The 17,930-nt window shown below is 34.7% G+C and carries 16 protein-coding genes and 1 other annotated feature; of the genes, 10 read left to right on the plus strand and 6 right to left on the minus strand.

The window, feature by feature from the left end; translation table 11 throughout:
• The first annotated feature begins 233 nt into the window (after window positions 1–233).
• The 5 genes from CRO45_RS01160 to CRO45_RS01180 all read left to right on the plus strand — a co-directional run bounded on the left by CRO45_RS01160 (window position 234) and on the right by CRO45_RS01180 (window position 6,049).
• Window positions 234–1,262, plus strand: a complete 1,029-nt coding sequence (locus tag CRO45_RS01160; protein WP_097147790.1) for an ABC transporter ATP-binding protein — start codon at window positions 234–236, stop codon at window positions 1,260–1,262.
• The gene (locus tag CRO45_RS01165; RefSeq protein ID WP_097147791.1) at window positions 1,240–2,187 is read left to right on the plus strand and encodes an ATP-binding cassette domain-containing protein; all 948 of its coding nucleotides are present in this window, start codon (window positions 1,240–1,242) and stop codon (window positions 2,185–2,187) included. Before CRO45_RS01160 ends, CRO45_RS01165 begins: the two co-directional genes overlap by 23 nt.
• Window position 2,188: 1 nt before the next feature.
• Window positions 2,189–3,151 carry an oligopeptide ABC transporter permease gene (gene opp4B, locus CRO45_RS01170; RefSeq protein WP_097147792.1) on the plus strand — a complete coding sequence of 321 codons (963 nt, stop codon included), beginning with the start codon at window positions 2,189–2,191 and terminating at the stop codon, window positions 3,149–3,151.
• 30 nt (window positions 3,152–3,181) lie between these two features.
• Window positions 3,182–4,087: an ABC transporter permease gene (locus CRO45_RS01175; RefSeq protein ID WP_097147793.1), complete on the plus strand. Its 906-nt coding sequence runs from the start codon at window positions 3,182–3,184 to the stop codon at window positions 4,085–4,087.
• Window positions 4,088–4,207: 120 nt separating this feature from the next.
• Complete coding sequence (locus CRO45_RS01180) at window positions 4,208–6,049, plus strand: oligopeptide ABC transporter substrate-binding protein (RefSeq protein WP_097147794.1); 1,842 nt, start codon at window positions 4,208–4,210, stop codon at window positions 6,047–6,049.
• Between the two features lie 143 nt (window positions 6,050–6,192).
• Here CRO45_RS01180 and CRO45_RS01185 read toward each other — a convergent pair whose 3' ends face one another.
• Together CRO45_RS01185 and CRO45_RS01190 are read right to left on the minus strand one after the other, a co-directional pair.
• The gene (locus CRO45_RS01185) at window positions 6,193–7,050 is read right to left on the minus strand and encodes a DegV family protein (RefSeq protein ID WP_097147795.1); all 858 of its coding nucleotides are present in this window, start codon (window positions 7,048–7,050) and stop codon (window positions 6,193–6,195) included.
• 98 nt (window positions 7,051–7,148) lie between these two features.
• A complete protein-coding gene (locus CRO45_RS01190; protein ID WP_097147796.1) occupies window positions 7,149–7,958 on the minus strand; it encodes a Cof-type HAD-IIB family hydrolase in 810 nt (269 codons plus the stop codon).
• A 240-nt stretch (window positions 7,959–8,198) separates the two neighbouring features.
• Between CRO45_RS01190 and CRO45_RS01195 the strand changes: the two genes are divergently transcribed.
• On the plus strand, window positions 8,199–8,507 hold the full coding sequence (locus tag CRO45_RS01195) for a metal-sulfur cluster assembly factor (protein ID WP_097148086.1): 309 nt from the start codon (window positions 8,199–8,201) through the stop codon (window positions 8,505–8,507).
• A gap of 54 nt (window positions 8,508–8,561) precedes the next feature.
• Here CRO45_RS01195 and CRO45_RS01200 read toward each other — a convergent pair whose 3' ends face one another.
• Entirely contained in the window at window positions 8,562–9,275 is a 714-nt protein-coding gene (locus CRO45_RS01200) for a hypothetical protein (RefSeq protein WP_170949376.1), read from the minus strand.
• A gap of 15 nt (window positions 9,276–9,290) precedes the next feature.
• Window positions 9,291–9,986 carry a Crp/Fnr family transcriptional regulator gene (locus CRO45_RS01205; protein WP_235864500.1) on the minus strand — a complete coding sequence of 232 codons (696 nt, stop codon included), beginning with the start codon at window positions 9,984–9,986 and terminating at the stop codon, window positions 9,291–9,293.
• A gap of 222 nt (window positions 9,987–10,208) precedes the next feature.
• Between CRO45_RS01205 and CRO45_RS01210 the strand changes: the two genes are divergently transcribed.
• Window positions 10,209–12,338, plus strand: a complete 2,130-nt coding sequence (locus CRO45_RS01210; RefSeq protein WP_097147798.1) for an ATP-dependent Clp protease ATP-binding subunit — start codon at window positions 10,209–10,211, stop codon at window positions 12,336–12,338.
• Window positions 12,339–12,455: 117 nt separating this feature from the next.
• Here CRO45_RS01210 and CRO45_RS01215 read toward each other — a convergent pair whose 3' ends face one another.
• A complete protein-coding gene (locus CRO45_RS01215) occupies window positions 12,456–12,647 on the minus strand; it encodes a YjzD family protein (protein WP_097147799.1) in 192 nt (63 codons plus the stop codon).
• A gap of 339 nt (window positions 12,648–12,986) precedes the next feature.
• On the opposite strand from CRO45_RS01215, the gene CRO45_RS01220 reads away from it, so the two are divergent.
• Together CRO45_RS01220 and fabF are read left to right on the plus strand one after the other, a co-directional pair.
• Window positions 12,987–13,922 carry a beta-ketoacyl-ACP synthase III gene (locus tag CRO45_RS01220; RefSeq protein ID WP_097147800.1) on the plus strand — a complete coding sequence of 312 codons (936 nt, stop codon included), beginning with the start codon at window positions 12,987–12,989 and terminating at the stop codon, window positions 13,920–13,922.
• A 61-nt stretch (window positions 13,923–13,983) separates the two neighbouring features.
• The gene (gene fabF / locus CRO45_RS01225; RefSeq protein WP_097147801.1) at window positions 13,984–15,222 is read left to right on the plus strand and encodes a beta-ketoacyl-ACP synthase II; all 1,239 of its coding nucleotides are present in this window, start codon (window positions 13,984–13,986) and stop codon (window positions 15,220–15,222) included.
• Between the two features lie 342 nt (window positions 15,223–15,564).
• Here the strand turns inward: fabF and trpS are convergent, their stop codons facing one another.
• On the minus strand, window positions 15,565–16,554 hold the full coding sequence (trpS, locus tag CRO45_RS01235) for a tryptophan--tRNA ligase (RefSeq protein ID WP_097147803.1): 990 nt from the start codon (window positions 16,552–16,554) through the stop codon (window positions 15,565–15,567).
• Window positions 16,555–16,619: 65 nt separating this feature from the next.
• Window positions 16,620–16,835: a binding site (T-box leader), on the minus strand.
• A 448-nt stretch (window positions 16,836–17,283) separates the two neighbouring features.
• Between trpS and spxA the strand changes: the two genes are divergently transcribed.
• A complete protein-coding gene (gene spxA / locus CRO45_RS01240) occupies window positions 17,284–17,679 on the plus strand; it encodes a transcriptional regulator SpxA (protein WP_170949384.1) in 396 nt (131 codons plus the stop codon).
• Window positions 17,680–17,930: the final 251 nt, after the last annotated feature.

The following is a 17,930-nucleotide window of genomic DNA, read 5'->3' on the forward strand; positions in this document are numbered from 1 at the left end:
AAAAGTTTAGATAATTAGTTTGAAATTAATAAACATATATCGTGATGCATATAAATAATATTACCTAGATAATTGTAAAAATTATTACAATATTTTGTCGAACAATGCCGAATAAATGAAAATTACAAAAATTCTCTTAATTTACGTTGACAAGGAGTAAGTTTCTTAAATATAATTTCTATAAATTTAAAACATTTGTAATAATTCGAAAAACAATTGGGAGGAGGAGTATTTTGAAGACAACTGATGAGCTGTTGAGAATTAAAAACTTACATACAGGGTTCCGTATTAAAGATACATATTTCGATGCAGTCGACAATGTTTCTTTATCACTTCGCAAAAATGAAATTCTCGCTATCGTAGGTGAGTCAGGTTGTGGAAAGAGTACGTTAGCAACATCAATCATTGGTTTGCTAGATCGAAACAAAACACGCATCCAGGGAGAAATATTATATAAAAATAAGAATTTAGCGAGTATGACGGAAGAAGAGCTAAATGAAGTTCGTGGTTTAGATATTAGTATGATTTTCCAGGACCCACTATCTGCATTAAATCCATTAATGAGAATTGGTGAGCAAATCGAAGAAGGCCTAATCTATCATACTAAGTTAACAAAAGAAGAAAGAAAAGCACGTGTAATTGAACTATTAAATCAAGTAGGGATTCGCAATCCAGAACGTGTAGCAAGACAATTTCCACACCAGTTATCTGGGGGGATGCGTCAAAGGGTAATTATAGCAATCGCTATTTCTTGTAAACCACAAATCATCATTGCAGACGAACCAACAACTGCTTTAGATGTTACGATTCAAGCGCAAATTTTAGATTTATTAATCGATTTACAAAATGAAACAGGTGCGGGAATTATTTTAATTACCCACGATTTAGGTGTCGTTGCAGAAATAGCGGATAGGGTAGCAGTTATGTATGCAGGTGAGATTATTGAAATAGCACCAGTGGATGTGTTATTTAACGATCCAAAACATCCATATACGAGATCCTTATTTAATTCTATTCCGCAAATGAGTCAAGAGAATGCTAGATTAAATGTAATCGAAGGTATTGTTCCTTCACTTATGAACCTACCACGAGAAGGATGTCGTTTTTCTTCACGAATTTCATGGATACCTGAAGAGGCACATGAGGATAACCCAACTTTACATGAGATTTCACCAGGTCACTTTGTTAGATGTACTTGTTGGAAACATTTCCACTTCAAGAGCGATATAGGGGGTAGCCATCATGTTTATGCAGATCAATAACTTAAAAGTTCATTATCCAGTACGTGGTGGTTTTTTTAATACAGTAATAGACCACATTCATGCTGTCGATGGAATTAGTATGGAGTTTGATAAAGGAAAGGCATATGGTCTAGTAGGTGAATCTGGATGTGGAAAGTCAACAACGGGTAAATCTATTATTGGACTTGAAAAAATTACGTCAGGGAACATCATTTATGAAGGCGAAGATGTAACGAACAAACGTCGTGACAGAAAATCTGCTTATAACCGGGATATTCAAATGATCTTCCAAGATTCTCATTCTGCTATGAATCCAAGAAAGCGTGTTCAAGATATTTTAGCTGAGCCTATTCGAAACTTTTTGAAACTATCACCTCAAGAAGAGAGAAAAAGAATTAATGAGCTATTAGCAATCGTAGGGATGCCTGAAGATTCGAAGTTAAAATATCCACACGAATTTTCTGGTGGTCAGAAACAACGACTTGGAATTGCAAGAGCAATTGCAACAAATCCAAAATTAATTATTGCGGATGAACCTGTATCAGCTCTCGATTTGTCGGTACAAGCACAAGTTTTAAACTTTATGAAAGATATTCAAAACGAGTACGGCTTAACTTATTTATTTATCTCCCACGATTTGGGTGTTGTAAAGCATATGTGTGAACACATTTCAATAATGTATAAAGGACGCTTTGTTGAAACGGGGGCAACAAAAGAAATTTTTGAAAACCCTCAACATATTTACACGAAACGTTTACTATCAGCAATTCCTGAAGTTTCACCAACCGGAAGGAATGCTCGTAAACGAGAAAGAATAAACGTAGAAACACACTATCAAAAAGAGCATAGTTTATCTTTTGACGAGAGTGGACGAGTGTTTGATTTAGTTCCAGTTTCTGAAACTCATTTCGTAGCAGCATCTCCGAATGTGAAGGAGGTCATCTAATATGTGGAAAACAGTTGTTAGACGTGTATTAATTATGATTCCACAGTTGTTTGTTTTAAGTTTAATCGTTTTCATTCTTGCTAAATTTATGCCGGGTGACCCGTTCTCAGGTTTGATTACACCTGAAACAGATCCTGCTAGAATTGAAGAATTACGAGAAAAAGCTGGATTAAATGACCCTTGGTATCAACAATATGCTCGCTGGATAGGGAATTTAGTTCAGGGAGATTTAGGTAAAAGTTATACATTCCAACGTAGTGTTGGTGACCTAATTGGAGAAAAGGCACTAAATACTTTATGGCTTTCTCTAGTGAGTGTAATTTTACTGTACTTAATTGCAATTCCTTTAGGGATATTAGCAGGTCGCTATAATAACTCTAAGTTGGATAAGACAATTGTACTTTACAGCTTTATCTCTTATGCAATACCTACATTCGTACTAGGGTTACTATTCTTATATCTATTTGGATATAAATTGCAATGGTTCCCGACAGTAGGAAGTGTGAGCGTTGGACTAGATCCAGGTACATTTAGTTGGTATATTGATAAAATTTATCATTTAATTTTACCTGCATTTGTTTTTGCTGTTTTAGGTACAACAGGTGTTATTCAATATTTACGATCTGAAATTATTGACGCAAAAGCACTTGATTATGTTCGAACAGCAAGAAGTAAAGGTATTCCTATGAGAAAGGTTTATTCAAAACATATTTTCAGGAACTCGTTACTTCCAATTGCAGCATTTTTAGGTTTTACAATTACTGGATTACTTAGTGGCTCAGTGTTTATTGAAACAATATTTGGATATCCTGGAATGGGTCAATTATTTATATCTTCAGTCCTTTCACGAGATTATAGTGTCATTACAGCACTTGTAATGTTATTTGGCTTCTTAGCACTATTAGGTAGTCTCTTATCCGATATTATTATGAGCATTGTTGACCCACGGATAAGAATTGAATAGACACTTCGATGAGTTAAGGAGGGAGAATAAATGGTTAGTGTAACAAATGATAAAGATTCAAATAAAGTTAGTTCTCCACCAACAGGTTTCCAGGTAATTTTTCGTGAGTTTATTAAAGATAAATTAGCATTAGTATCATTAATAAGTATCGTACTAGTTACAGCTTTTGTTTTTTACATGGCATACTTTGTGATCGACCTTAATGAGTTAATGCGAGTTAGTTTACGTGATAAATTTGCCGAGCCGGGGGAGAAGTTTATTCTAGGGGCCGACCAAGGTGGACGTGATATTTTTGGTCAATTAGTAGTCGGTGCTAAAAACTCTCTAGAAATAGCTATTGCAGTTACAGTTATAACTGGAATATTCGGTATTGTTGTTGGTTTAATTTGTGGTTATTTCGGTGGATGGATTGACAATGTTATTATGCGAATAATTGATTTCTTCATCACTATTCCATCTTTAATGTTAATCATTGTTTTTATTACAGTTATTCCTAAATATACACAGTGGCATCTAATTTTGATTATAAGTCTATTCGGTTGGACGGGTATTACAAGATTAGTAAGGTCTAAAGCACTCAGTGAGAGTAAGCGGGATTATGTAAATGCCTCCAAAACCCTTGGAACAAATGATTTTGTAATCATTTTTAGAGAAATTATGCCGAATTTAAGTTCAATTCTAATTGTAGAAACAACTTTAAATTTTGCTGGAAACGTAGGGATCGAAACGGGATTATCCTACTTAGGATTCGGTCTTCCACCTGATGTACCATCTTTGGGTAACTTGGTTGCATATGCTAATAACCCTAAGGTATTGCAAGAATATTGGTGGTGTTGGGCACCAGCAGCATTATTCATTTTGATAATGATGTTAGCAATTAACTATGTAGGTCAGGCGTTTAGACGTGCTGCGGATGCGAAACAACGTCTAGGTTAATGTTCACTTAGTAGTAAAAAGGTATTTGGTACCATCATATTTATCCATTAGATAAATATGTTTAGATATAGTTGGGAACTTTGGTACAAATCCCAGCGTACACGAAAAGGAGGATTATTAATGAAGAAACAACGTTGGTCTTTATTAGCGTTATTATTCGCTCTTGTATTAGCGTTAGCAGCATGTAGTGGCGGCGGTAGTACAACTGAGGAAAAACCAAAAGACGAAGAAACAACAACAGAAACAACAGAAACAACAGAAACAACTGAAACAGAAACTGCGGAAACTGAATCAGATGCATTATTTGATTTAGCAGTAACACATGATGGTGAAGCTATTGATGGCGGTATGCTTAAAGTAGCTATGGTAAAAGATGAGCCATTCGCAGGTATTTTCTTAGCTGAGTTATATGAAGACGCTTATGATGCTGACATTATGGCATATGCTTCTAACTCATTATTCGAGGTAGACGGTAACTTCATGATTACAGATGAAGGTATTGCGACTTTAGAAGTTGACCAAGAAAACAACAAAGTATTAGTAAAAATTAAAGAAGGCGTTAAATGGTCTGACGGCAATCCTTTAACTATTGAAGACGTAATGCTTCCATACTTAATCATTGGTCATAAAGATTACACAGGTGTACGTTATGATACTCAATTCAAAAACATCATTGGTGCTGAAGAGTATAATGCAGGTACAGCTGATACTATTTCAGGTTTAAAGAAAATTGACGAAACAACTTTAGAAATTAGCTTTAAAACATTATCACCATCGATATTCTACGGTGGAGATGGTTTATGGACTTATGCAGCTCCAGTACACCAAATTGGTGACATTCCAGTTGCTGAGTTAGTTGAACACGATGCAGTCCGTAAAAACCCAGTTACTTTAGGTGCATTTAAATTTGATAAAATCGTTCCAGGTGAATCTGTACAATTCGTGAAAAACGAACACTACTGGAAAGGTGAACCAAAACTTGATGGCGTAATCGTTCAAGTTGTACCATCAAGCTCAATTTCTGTAGCTATTGGTTCTGGTGAATACGATATCGTATTATCATTTAATGCAACAAAAATGCCAGAAATTGAAAACTATGAAAATATTACAATTCTTGGCCGTCCAGAGCTTTACTACTCTTATTTAGGTTTCAAAGTTGGTAAATACGATTACGAAAATAACGTGAACGTAACTGACTTCGAAGGTTCAAAAATGGGTGACGTTAAATTACGTCAAGCTATGGGTTATGCTTTAGATATTGAAGCAGTATCTGAAATTTACTATAACAACTTACGTGAACGTGCGAATTCTTTAATTCCACCAGTATTTGAATCATTCTACAATGGTGACTTAAAAGGATACACTTATGATCCAGAAAAAGCTGAGTCAATCTTAGACGAAGCTGGTTACGTAGACGTTGATGGTGACGGATTACGTGAAGATCCAAATGGTGAAAAATTAGAAATCAGACTTGCTGCAATGTCTGGTGACGCTACACAAGAAGATATTATTTCTTACTACTTACAAAACTGGAAAGATGTTGGCTTAAACGTAACATTAACAACAGGACGTTTAATCGAGTTCAACTCATTCTATGACAAAGTTCAAGCTGACGATCCAGAAATCGATATCTTCATGGGTGCATGGGGTACAGGTACTAACCCATCTCCAGCAGGATTATACGGTTCTGCTGACCAATACAACTTCAGCCGTTACACATCTGACGAGCTAGAAGGTTATGTAATTGGTATTGACTCACCACAAGCATTCGATGCTGAATGGCGTGCAGAGCAATTCAAAGCATTCCAAGAGCACATCGAAGAAGTGGCTACTACGATTCCAATGCAATTCCGTTATGAAATCGTTCCAGTTAACAAACGTGTGAAAAACTACAGCATTGACTATTCAGAGCCAACTGAATTGCATGAAATTGAGTTAGTTTCTGAAAACCCAGTAAAATAATTTAAGTAAAAAGAGATTGTTTGGAAAGTTTAGCTTTCTAGACAGTCTCTTTTTTAGATTTACAACATAATTTCATAGTTTTATATTTGTGGAATATAAAAAGCGTCTAATAAACTGGTTAGACGCTTCCTAAACTGTTTCTACTAATCGTTGTAGTCTTTATCTGTAAAGAAGATGGCAATCGTTCCTGGACCTGCGTGAGCACCTATAACAGCACCAACCAACGTCATATCAAATGATTTTGGTTTTAACTTATCCATAATAATTGCTTTTACTTCTTCTGCAAATTGTAAATCATCTCCATGGCTAATCCCAACGGTTTTGTTCGAGAAGTCTCCGCCTCGTTCTGCCATTATTTCTACGATTCTTTGAATGGCTTTTTTACGACCACGGATTTTTTCTAATGGTATTAATTTTCCGTCTTCAACGTGTAATATTGGTTTAATACTAAGCAAACCACCAATAAATGCACTTGACTTCGATATACGACCACCAGCAGCTAAATAGTCAAGTTTTTCTACTGTAAACAAGTGTGTCATATGTTTAGCGAAAGTTTCGACACGTGAAGAAAGCTCATCTAAAGCCAAGCCTTTATTTCTTAACGCTACTGCTTCCTTAACAACTAATCCATAACCTAATGATGCACATTTTGAATCAATCACTTTTAAATTAAAGTTCGGATATTGTTCTTTTAATTGAGTAGCAATCATTACTGCAGTATTGTAAGTACCAGAAAGATTCGAAGAAAATGCAATGTAAATACCTTCTTCGTTATTTTTTGCAAGTTCTTCAAAAGCATTTAAAAATTCTTCAGGAGATACTTGTGATGTTTTTGGTACCGCACCATTGCGCATTGCATCATAAACTTCTGTTGGTTCAATATCTAAAATATCATGATACTCTTTGTCATTTACATGTACGCGTAATGTAAATAACTCTACATCATTTTCATTAAAAAATTCTTTTGGTAAATCGCAGGCACTGTCTGCAAATATTTTCATTTTTTATCCCCCTTACTATTACAAATCATTGTGTAACTAAAATAAATACTCTAGGATGATTTAACTAATAGTAATTCTATTATTTACCATGATCTTATTTATTTCAATTTTAATCTATCTATTAAAAATCTCGCAATTCCGTCTTCATTATTACTTAAAGTAACCTCGTTAGCGATATTTTTTAATTGATCGATTCCGTTTGACATTGCAACACCAATCCCTGCATAGTCGATCATTTCTAAATCGTTATCTTCGTCCCCAAAGGCAATAATTCGATCCCTTGGAATACCTAAATCTTTTGCAACATGGGAGATTCCAACGGCTTTATTTAATCCTTTTCTAACGATTTCAATGATATGGAAAGGTGCACCCCAACGTCTATGGTCAATTAATTCTGCATGGACATCTTCTAAATGTTGCCTAATTCCTGGTACATTTTCTTCGGTTGCATGAATTAATAGGCTAGTTGGGTCATCATTTAAATTTCCTCTAAGGTTACCAATTAGAACATTTGGATCCCCCATATTAAAAATATCCATAAAGGTTTTATCTTCTGTATGAATATATACATCATCCATTACTTCTGCGATTAAGTTTTGATATTGGTATTTATCTACTGAATCGACAACATCATGAACAACACGAATATCCATTGGTGAATGGACCATTTGCCAAGATTTATTTTTAGGATGATGTACTAGCGCTCCGTTAAAATTAACGATGGGGGTTGTTAACATTAGCTCATTATAATAGATAGAGCTTGAACGAAATGGTCTTCCTGTTGCAATCATCACCTGATGTCCAGCTTCTTTTGCTTTCAATAAAGTTCGTTTCGTTTTTTCGGAAATCTTTTTTTCATCGGTTAATAAAGTACCATCTAAGTCTAAAACAATTAAATGTTTTTCCATAAAGGATAACTCCTTTCTTCTATTCAATAAATTTTATATCGGGGTGGAATATTTAGTCAAAGTATTGAACCACAAGTTCTTTTCATGCAATTTGAACAGATATATTATGCTCGACTTGAATATAATATAACTACTAGAGATATTGAAAAAAGTTCTCGATTTTTGAAAATGATTATCAATTAGTGTATCATTAAGTAAGATACAATTTACAACTGTTAGAAAGGGGATTCGAACATGGCAATTAGTGAAGAAATGCAAGAAAGTATTTTAGGTGCATTAGAGAATGTAATTGACCCTGAGTTAGGTATCGATATCGTTAACTTAGGCTTAGTATATAAAGTAGATTTAGATGAGGAAGGTACTTGTACGGTTACAATGACTCTAACTTCTATGGGTTGTCCTTTAGCACCAGTAATCGTCGACCAAGTAACTACAGCATTAAGCGAACTTCCAGAAATTAAAAAAGTTGATGTCGATATCGTTTGGCAACCAGCATGGAATAAAGATATGATGTCAAGATATGCAAAAATGGCTTTAGGAATTCGTTAAACTTTAGAGTTTGTATAATTAAAAGTAACTTTTCCGAGAGGAGAGTTACTTTTTTTAATTTGTGATTAGCAAATAGTACGCGGAAATCGCAAGTAACTCCAAAATCGCAAATAAAATCCCGGAAATCGCAAATAGAACTCCAGAATTCGCAAGTAAAGCAATGAAATTCGCAAGTAACTCCAGAATCGCAAATAAAATCCCGGAAACCGCAAATAGAACTCCAGAAATCGCAAGTAAAGCAATGAAATTCGCAAGTAACTCCAGAATCGCAAATAAAATCCCGGAAATCGCAAATAGAACTCCAGAATTCGCAAGTAAAGCAATGAAATTCGCAAGTAACTCCAGAATCGCATATAAAATCCCGGAAACCGCAAATAGAACTCCAGAATTCGCAAGTAAAGAAATGAAATTCGAAAGTAACTCCAGAATCGCAAATAAAATCCCGGAAACCGCAAATAGAACTCCAGAATTCGCAAGTAAAGAAATGAAATTCGCAAGTAACTCCAGAATCGCAAATAGAACTCCAGAATTCGCAAGTAAAGCAATGAAATTCGCAAGTAACTCCACGGAAATCGCAAATAACTCCAGAATCGCAAATAGAACTCCAGAATTCGCAAGTAAAGCAATGAAATTCGCAAGTAACTCCACGGAAATCGCAAATAACTCCAGAATCGCAAATAGAACTCCAGAATTCGCAAATAAAGCAATGAAATTCGCAAGTAACTCCAGCGTGTCCATCCAAAATAAATAAAATAACCGCCCCAACATTTTGAGACGGTTTGATCAATCTATTCTACATACCGATAAGGGACAGTTTTCACAACAAATTTCATCTTTTAAATGTTGTAAATTGTGTATTGTAATATATCCTTTATCCATCGATATAATTTTTTGTTTACGTAAATCACTTAACATGCGGTTAACCATTTCTCGACTTGTTGAACAAAGGTTTGCAATCTCAGTGTTCGTTAAGTTGAAATTAATATATACAACGTTATCTGCAATAGTCTCACCATATGTGTTAGATAAACGAATTAATGTAGAATAGAGTGCACCTTTTTTTCCGTTCATCACTAAATCACGGATTAAACTTTGATTCTTTATGTTTTCGTTTTGCAACCATTTTAAATATTCAATTAGTAGTACTGGTTGTTCAGTTAATAACATTTCTAATGAGTCTTTTGTTAACATGAAAGCTTCAGATGGAAGTAAAGCAATCGCTGAAGTTGTATGAACGTTTTCTTTATTAAATAAAGTTGTTTCTCCTAAAATACTACCTTTACCACAAATTCGAAACGTTAATTCTTTACCGTTTTCCGCTTCCTTACTAATTTGTACTTTTCCATGTTTGACTAAATAAATTTCGGTAGCAGATTCACCTTCTTGGTAAATTTGTGTACCTTTATCAAACTTTAATAATTGTCCGTGATCTTCAAATAAATTGTGAAAATTCATTGATGCGGTATTTAAAATTACCAATTTGATCACTTCCTTAATAATAAGAATAACTTAAAAACTAAATATATATATAAAATACTACATTTACATAAATCATATCACAATCAATTATTGGTAAATGTGAAAATTTTGGGAGTATTTTTTGCAATACAATACAAATATCTTTATAATAAAAATGGTCAATAAAGGTCAAACTATAATTCATACAAGTCATATTAAATTGAATAGATGAGGTGAATACGGATGCAATTTCAGCAACAAGACAATCGTAAACCTTTAGAACAATTTGGACGAAATTTAATTGAAGAAGTTAAAAATGGAAAAATGGATCCTGTCATTGGGCGAGATGAGGAAATCCGAAATGTTATAAGAATTTTATCAAGAAAAACGAAAAATAATCCCGTATTAATAGGAGAACCTGGCGTAGGGAAAACAGCAATTGTTGAAGGGTTAGCCCAAAGAATTGTACGTAAAGATGTGCCTGAAGGATTAAAAGATTGTGTCCTTTATGAGCTAGATATGAGTGCATTAATAGCTGGTGCAAGTTATCGAGGACAATTTGAAGAACGTTTAAAAGGTGTTTTAAAAGAGGTAAAAGAATCTGAAGGTCGTATTATTTTATTTATTGATGAGCTTCATACAATTGTAGGCGCTGGAAAAACTGATGGGGCAATGGATGCTGGTAATATGTTAAAACCAATGTTAGCTCGAGGGGAATTGCACTGTATTGGTGCTACGACATTGGATGAATACCGCATGTATATTGAAAAAGATCCGGCGTTAGAGCGCCGATTCCAACAGGTTTTAGTACGTGAACCATCTATTGAAGATACGGTTTCCATTTTACGTGGTTTAAAAGAACGATTCGAATTACATCATGGTGTACGCATTCATGACCGTGCAATTATCGCTGCGAGTGAACTATCCAATCGATACATTACAGATCGATTTCTTCCAGATAAGGCAATCGATTTAATAGACGAAGCATGTGCGATGATTCGTACTGAAATAGACTCAATGCCTCAAGAACTTGACATAGTAACAAGACGAGTAATGCAATTAGAAATTGAAGAACAGGCATTAACAAAAGAAAAAGATGACGCAAGTAAAAAACGATTAGAGAGTTTAAAAGAAGAGTTGCAATCGTTAAAAGAAAAACAAGAAAGTATGAAACAACAATGGAATGAAGAAAAACAAGCATTACAAACGATTCAAACGAAACGAGAACAATTAAATCGCTACCGTCGTGAACTGGAAGAAGCGGAAAGTAATTATAATCTAAATAAAGCCGCAGAACTACGTCACGGAAAAATTCCAGCCCTTGAAAAGGAATTAGTTAAACTTGAAGAAGAAATAAAAGATGGTTCTGATTCACGCATCTTACGTGAAGAAGTGACGACAGATGAAATTGCGTCCATCATCTCTAGGTGGACAGGAATTCCTGTAACAAAACTCGTTGAAGGTGAACGGGAAAAATTATTAAGACTTAAAGATACACTGCATGAACGGGTTGTAGGTCAAGATATGGCAGTAAAACTAGTAACAGAAGCCGTTTGGCGCGCTCGTGCAGGAATTCAAGATCCTCATCGACCAATCGGTTCATTCATATTCTTAGGTCCGACAGGAGTAGGTAAAACTGAACTTGCGAAGGCACTTGCTGCGCAGCTTTTTGACTCTGAAGAACACTTTATAAGAATTGATATGAGTGAATATATGGAAAAACATAGTGTTTCTCGACTAGTTGGTGCACCTCCAGGATATATCGGTTATGAAGAAGGTGGTCAATTAACAGAAGCAGTTAGAAGAAATCCATATTCCGTTATTCTGCTTGATGAAATTGAGAAAGCTCATCCTGATGTGGCCAACATTTTATTGCAAATTTTAGATGATGGCCGCATTACAGATAGTCAAGGAAGACTTGTAAACTTTACAAATACAGTCGTCATAATGACGTCGAATATTGGTTCGCAGTATTTATTGGAACAAGATCCTTCAGATGCAAAAGCTCACGAGCAAGTCATGTCGGAATTACGACTTCACTTTAAACCTGAATTACTAAACCGTGTTGATGACATCATTATGTTCCATGCGTTAAGCTCAGATCATTTTACTATGATTGCATGGAAGTATATCAATCAATTACAAAAACGTGTAGCTGAACAGGAGATTAATCTACAAGTGGATGGCTCTGTAGTGAATTGGGTAATTGAAAATGGGGTGGATCCTCAATTTGGTGCGCGACCGTTGAAGCGATTTATTCAGAGAAATGTGGAAACACTTGTTGCAAAAGAACTGCTAAAAGGGGAAGCAATTCCTGGTGATACTTTAAATGTAAAAGTTGAAGAGGATGAATTAAAGATTACAAAAGAATAAAGTTAAAATCCAGCTTTTTTGATAAATACTATCAATAAAGCTGGATTTTTATTGTGAATGAAAAAACCTGTTCCTCTAGTTGAATGAGAGACAGGTTTATAAGGTAATTTGAAACGATTAATGATGTTCAGCTTCTGGAGTTGGCTCATTTGGAATAATCGCAGTAACAATTAATACTAATACTGAGAAAATTAGTGAAATGATTGCTCCTGTTACAAAATCAAATGTAACACCTAATACTGAACTAACTACATAGTTTAACATCGTAACTAGTAAGAAAGACCAGAAAAATGTAGCAATATATTGCATTAGTTTCACCTCTATAGACCTTTAATTATATATATTGTTTTTTATATTTTACCCTAAAACATCATACCATATGTTCCAAAAAAATAACAACACGTTTTCATAATATGACAAAGATTACTATTGTCGTGAGAAAAAATGTGAGCTATAATTAAGACCAAGTACTAATTGTTAGTCATAAAGTAGACTTACACGTAGTAAAGGAATTTTAATATTATTTACTAATGATTGTTGAAAAAATTCGGATGTTAACTCACGAATTACACTACCCTAATTTATTGGTGGAGTGTAAAGGATGTTTAAGCCGAGAAAAATAATTATCTCTATTGAGGGGGAAACAATATGAACGCAGGGATTATCGGTTTAGGTAAATATGTTCCTGAAAAAGTGGTTACGAACTTTGACTTAGAAAAAGTTTTAGATACAAATGATGAATGGATTCGAACTAGAACTGGTATACAAGAAAGAAGAATTGCAGAAGGTGAAGAAACTTCTGATTTAGCTTATAAGGCAGCTGTGAAAGCAATTGAAAATGCAGAAATTTCTCCTAGCCAAATTGGTTTGATTTTAGTTGCAACTGTAACACCAGATACGGCATTTCCTAGTGTAGCTTGTCAAATCCAAGAAAAACTTGATGCGACAAACGCTGCTGCTATGGATGTTTCTGCTGCATGTTCTGGTTTCATTTACGCACTTGCTACAGCAAAACAATTTGTTGAAAGTGGTAGTTATGATTATGTACTTGTTGTTGGTGCAGAAAAACTTTCAAAAGTTACTGACTGGACAGATCGTAATACAGCAGTATTATTTGGTGACGGAGCAACTGCAGCAGTAGTTGGTAAAGTATCTGAAGGTCGAGGAATTTTAGCATTTGAATTAGGAGCAGATGGTTCAGGTGGAAAACATTTATTGTTAAACCAAGAACGCTATATTGCTATGAATGGTCGTGAAGTATTTAAATTTGCAGTTCGACAAATGGGTGAGTCTGCAGTTTCTGTTATTGAAAAAGCAGGTTTAACAAAAGAAGATGTTGACTTCTTAGTTCCACACCAAGCGAATATACGTATTATGGAAGCATCTCGTGAACGTTTAGATTTACCCGAAGAAAAACTATCAAAACGTATTCATCAATATGGAAATACTTCTTCCGCTTCAATTGGTATCGCATTAACAGATGAGTTAGAAGCAGGAAACATTAAAGATGATGACGTTATTGTTTTAGTAGGTTTCGGTGGAGGCCTAACATGGGGCGCTGCTGTTATTAAATGGGGTAAATAAATTGCTTTCATAGAAACAAATATAGTAATTTTATAGTAAGGTTACTAATTGGGGGGAAAAGATTATGAATAAACGAGTAGTAATAACGGGTATTGGTGCCGTAACTCCTTTAGGTAATTCAGCTGAAGAAACATGGGCAAATGTAAAAGCTGGTAAATCGGGAGTCGGACCTTTAACACGTATTGATGCAGAAAAATTCCCAGCAAAAGTTGCTGCTGAAGTAAAAGAATTTAATATTGAGGAATTTATTGATAGAAAAGATGCAAGAAGAATGGACCGCTTTACTCATTACGCATTAGCTTCTGCAATTATGGCAGTAAAAGACGCTAATTTAGAAATTAATGAAGATAATGCAAATCGTGTTGGTGTTTGGATTGGGTCTGGAATTGGTGGTATGGAAACATATGAAAACCAATTTGAAACGTTTAAAGAACGTGGAGCACGCCGTGTAAGTCCTTTCTTTGTCCCAATGATGATTCCAGACATGGCATCTGGCCAAGTTTCTATCCATTTAGGCGCAAAAGGAATTAACTCTTGTTCAGTAACTGCTTGTGCATCTGGAACAAACTCAATTGGTGATGCGTTTAAAGTGATCCAACGTGGAGATGCAGATGTAATGATTACTGGTGGTACAGAGGCTCCGATTGTTAATATGGCAGTTGCAGGTTTCTGTGCAAGTACAGCATTATCTTTAAATCCAGATCCTGCAACAGCATCTCGTCCTTTTGATTCGAATCGTGATGGGTTTGTAATAGCTGAGGGTGCTGGTATCCTTATTTTAGAAGAGTATGAGTATGCTAAAGCTCGTGGTGCCAAAATTTATGCAGAAATTATTGGTTACGGTTCTACTGGTGATGCGTATCATATTACTGCTCCAGCTCCAAATGGAGAAGGCGCAGCTCGTGCCATTAAGCAAGCTATTGAAGACGGTGGCGTTGACCCAACAGTAGTTGGTTACATTAATGCTCATGGTACAAGTACACAATACAATGACTTATATGAAACAATGGCTGTTAAATCAGTTTTTGGTGAACATGCATATAATTTAGCAATGAGTTCTACAAAATCAATGACTGGACATTTACTTGGAGCTGCAGGTGGTGTAGAAGCAATTTTCACTGCCCTTGCATTAAAAGAGGGAATCTTACCTCCAACTATTAACTTAACAAATCCAGATCCTGAATGTGATTTAGATTATGTTGCAGGTGAAGCTCGTGAAGCTAGCATTGAATATGCTATGAGTAATTCCCTTGGTTTTGGCGGACATAACGCAAGTTTATTATTGAAAAAAGTTGACTAATGGTTTGTATTTAAAAATTGAAGTTTTTCTAGCTGCAAACTTATAAATTTCATATTTTTAATTCTTTAAATTAAAAGCCCCTAGCATATCGCTAAGGGCTTTTTTATATGATTTAATAAATATGTTTTTTATTTACGAAAGATATTTCAAAAGAAAAGGATGGTCTTATTCTATTACGGTTTATGCTTTTCTTGTTTTGTTATGGAATGTGTGTAATGTCAGTTGGTAACATTATACTCTATTTGAATTATCGAACACTTGGCTATTCATGGAATGCAGTATGGACATTTATATTAAGTACAAATGAATTTTATATCGCCATTGGTTCATTTATATTCTTATTTATTTGCGTCTACGGCCTAAACCCATCGCGCTCTCCATTCTCTTAAGAGTTGCGCTAGCAATTTCATTTGCTTTTTGGGCACCTTCGTCTAAAATTTGGTCAAGCTCTGGTGAATTGATCAGTTCATGGAAGCGTTCTTGGATCGGTGTTAAATGATCGATTAAGCTTGTTGCAACACCTTGTTTAAATGCACCGTAGCCAAGCCCTTCATATTTTTTAACAACAGCATCGATTGACTGACCAGTAACTGCTGCTTCAATTGTAAGTAAGTTAGACACACCAGGTTTGTTCACTTCGTCAAATGCAACAACACCTTCTGAGTCTGTTACAGCAGATTTAATTTTCTTTTCGATTTCCTTCGCTGTATCTAAAAATCGAATCGTTGCTTTTGTATTTGGATCTGATTTACTCATTTTCTTCGTTGGTTCTTGCAATGATTTGATACGTGCTCCAGCTTTTGGAAGTTGAATATCAGGAATAACAAATACATCGCCGTAACGTTTGTTGAATCGCTCAGCAAGGTCACGAGTTAACTCAAGGTGTTGTTTCTGGTCTTCTCCAACTGGTACAATGTGTGAGTTATATAGTAATATATCTGCAGCCATTAAAGGTGGGTAAGTTAATAACCCGGCTGTAACAGATTCTTTACCTTCAGATTTATCTTTAAATTGCGTCATACGTTCTAGTTCACCTATAGAGGCAACACATTGTAAAATCCATCCCGCCTGTGCGTGCGCAGGTACTTCTGATTGAATAAATAATGTTGATTTCTTCGGATCAATACCAGTTGCTAAATAAGTAGCTGCCAACGTACGAATATTTTTGCTTAATTCGTTTGGATCTTGAGGAACAGTGATTGCATGTTGGTCAACGATACAATAAACTGTATTTCCTTCATCTTGTAGTGCAGGGAATTGCATAAATGCCCCAATGTAATTTCCTAAGGTAATAACACCTGTTGGCTGAACACCTGAGAAAATATTTTTCATTTTTTTCTACCTCCAATAAATTGATCAAATAAAAAAACATCATGCGTCCATACGTTTTTTAAACGTAATGGGACGAATGATGTTTAAATCCGCGGTACCACCCAGCTTGTCGATTACTCGACCACTTTCCACTTCGTAACGTGAAGCAAACGAGCTTTACTACTTAGTCGTTCATAAAGCTACTCCAAAGTCCATTCCATTCGCTCCGAGATCTGTTTTCACCAACCACAGACTCTCTATACACGGATACCAAATGTACTACTCTTTGTCATCGATTTTCCAATTTTCCATTATTGAAAAGATTATATAAAAAATAAATCTTGTTTGCAAATAAAATTTTCTATTCTCATTCGAATGAATTATTGAAAGAATGGGTAATCTTCTATAGTACGTAATCATATGGGAAAAAGTATAACAGTTGACAGAAAGTTTTGATACTTCTCGATTAATTTGCTCTAATTGAGAATAATATTTTGGAAAATATCATGTTTTGTTCCAGTAAAAAAAGGGTATAAATAAATATGTAATTTTTACATCAATAAAAAGAATGAGGACTAGATAAGAGAAAATACGTACAAATATTTAAAATTTACGACAATGATTTTCAACTTGCTATATCCAAATGACATTTCTTGTTGTATAATAATTACATTCTTCTTAATTAAATTAATTCTAAACTAATAAAAATTTGTGATAGATACTATACCTAGAAAGGAAGTGTAAGCCATGATCGTAACATTATTTACTTCACCAAGTTGTACATCATGTAGGAAAGCTAAAGCATGGTTAGAAGAGCATGAAATTCCATATAGAGAACGTAATATATTTTCTGAACCATTATCTATAAGTGAAATTAAAGAAATTTTAAGAATGACTGAAGATGGTACAGATGAAATCATTTCAACACGTTCGAAAATATTCCAAAAATTAAATGTTGATGTAGAAAGTTTACCGTTACAACAATTATATGAGTTAATTCAAGAATATCCTGGACTTTTACGACGTCCGATTATTATCGACGAGAAACGTTTGCAAGTTGGGTATAATGAAGATGAGATTCGTCGATTCTTACCAAGAAAAGTTCGTGCTTTCCAATTACTTGAAGCTCAAAAGATGGTTAATTAGTTTTTTTTTGCGTAAATTAAATCGGTAAAATCCAAAATCTTAGGATTTTACCGGTTTTTTCTATATATAAAAATGTCGAAATTTTGTTTTACCTTTTGACTTGTTTTGAGGGAAAAATCACTTGATTTCATTGAGATAGTGAACTACAATTTCAATATTCAAATAATTTTCTATTAAGGATGTTTTTCCTTTCCATTTTAAGTGTAAACATCATACAATAGAGTTATAGAATCATCCCCAACATTGGATTG

The organism is Ureibacillus acetophenoni, assembly GCF_900220965.1.
GTDB classification, from domain to species: domain Bacteria; phylum Bacillota; class Bacilli; order Bacillales_A; family Planococcaceae; genus Ureibacillus; species Ureibacillus acetophenoni.

Excerpts from the sequence above, each read along its gene's own strand:
- opp4B (WP_097147792.1), top strand. The coding sequence starts at position 2,189 with ATGTGGAAAACAGTTGTTAGACGTGTATTAATTATGATTCCACAGTTG.
- CRO45_RS01175 (WP_097147793.1), top strand. The coding sequence starts at position 3,182 with ATGGTTAGTGTAACAAATGATAAAGATTCAAATAAAGTTAGTTCTCCA.
- CRO45_RS01180 (WP_097147794.1), top strand. The coding sequence starts at position 4,208 with ATGAAGAAACAACGTTGGTCTTTATTAGCGTTATTATTCGCTCTTGTA.
- CRO45_RS01185 (WP_097147795.1), bottom strand. The coding sequence starts at position 7,050 with ATGAAAATATTTGCAGACAGTGCCTGCGATTTACCAAAAGAATTTTTT.
- CRO45_RS01190 (WP_097147796.1), bottom strand. The coding sequence starts at position 7,958 with ATGGAAAAACATTTAATTGTTTTAGACTTAGATGGTACTTTATTAACC.
- CRO45_RS01200 (WP_170949376.1), bottom strand. The coding sequence starts at position 9,275 with ATGTTGGGGCGGTTATTTTATTTATTTTGGATGGACACGCTGGAGTTA.
- CRO45_RS01210 (WP_097147798.1), top strand. The coding sequence starts at position 10,209 with ATGCAATTTCAGCAACAAGACAATCGTAAACCTTTAGAACAATTTGGA.
- CRO45_RS01215 (WP_097147799.1), bottom strand. The coding sequence starts at position 12,647 with ATGCAATATATTGCTACATTTTTCTGGTCTTTCTTACTAGTTACGATG.
- CRO45_RS01220 (WP_097147800.1), top strand. The coding sequence starts at position 12,987 with ATGAACGCAGGGATTATCGGTTTAGGTAAATATGTTCCTGAAAAAGTG.
- trpS (WP_097147803.1), bottom strand. The coding sequence starts at position 16,554 with ATGAAAAATATTTTCTCAGGTGTTCAGCCAACAGGTGTTATTACCTTA.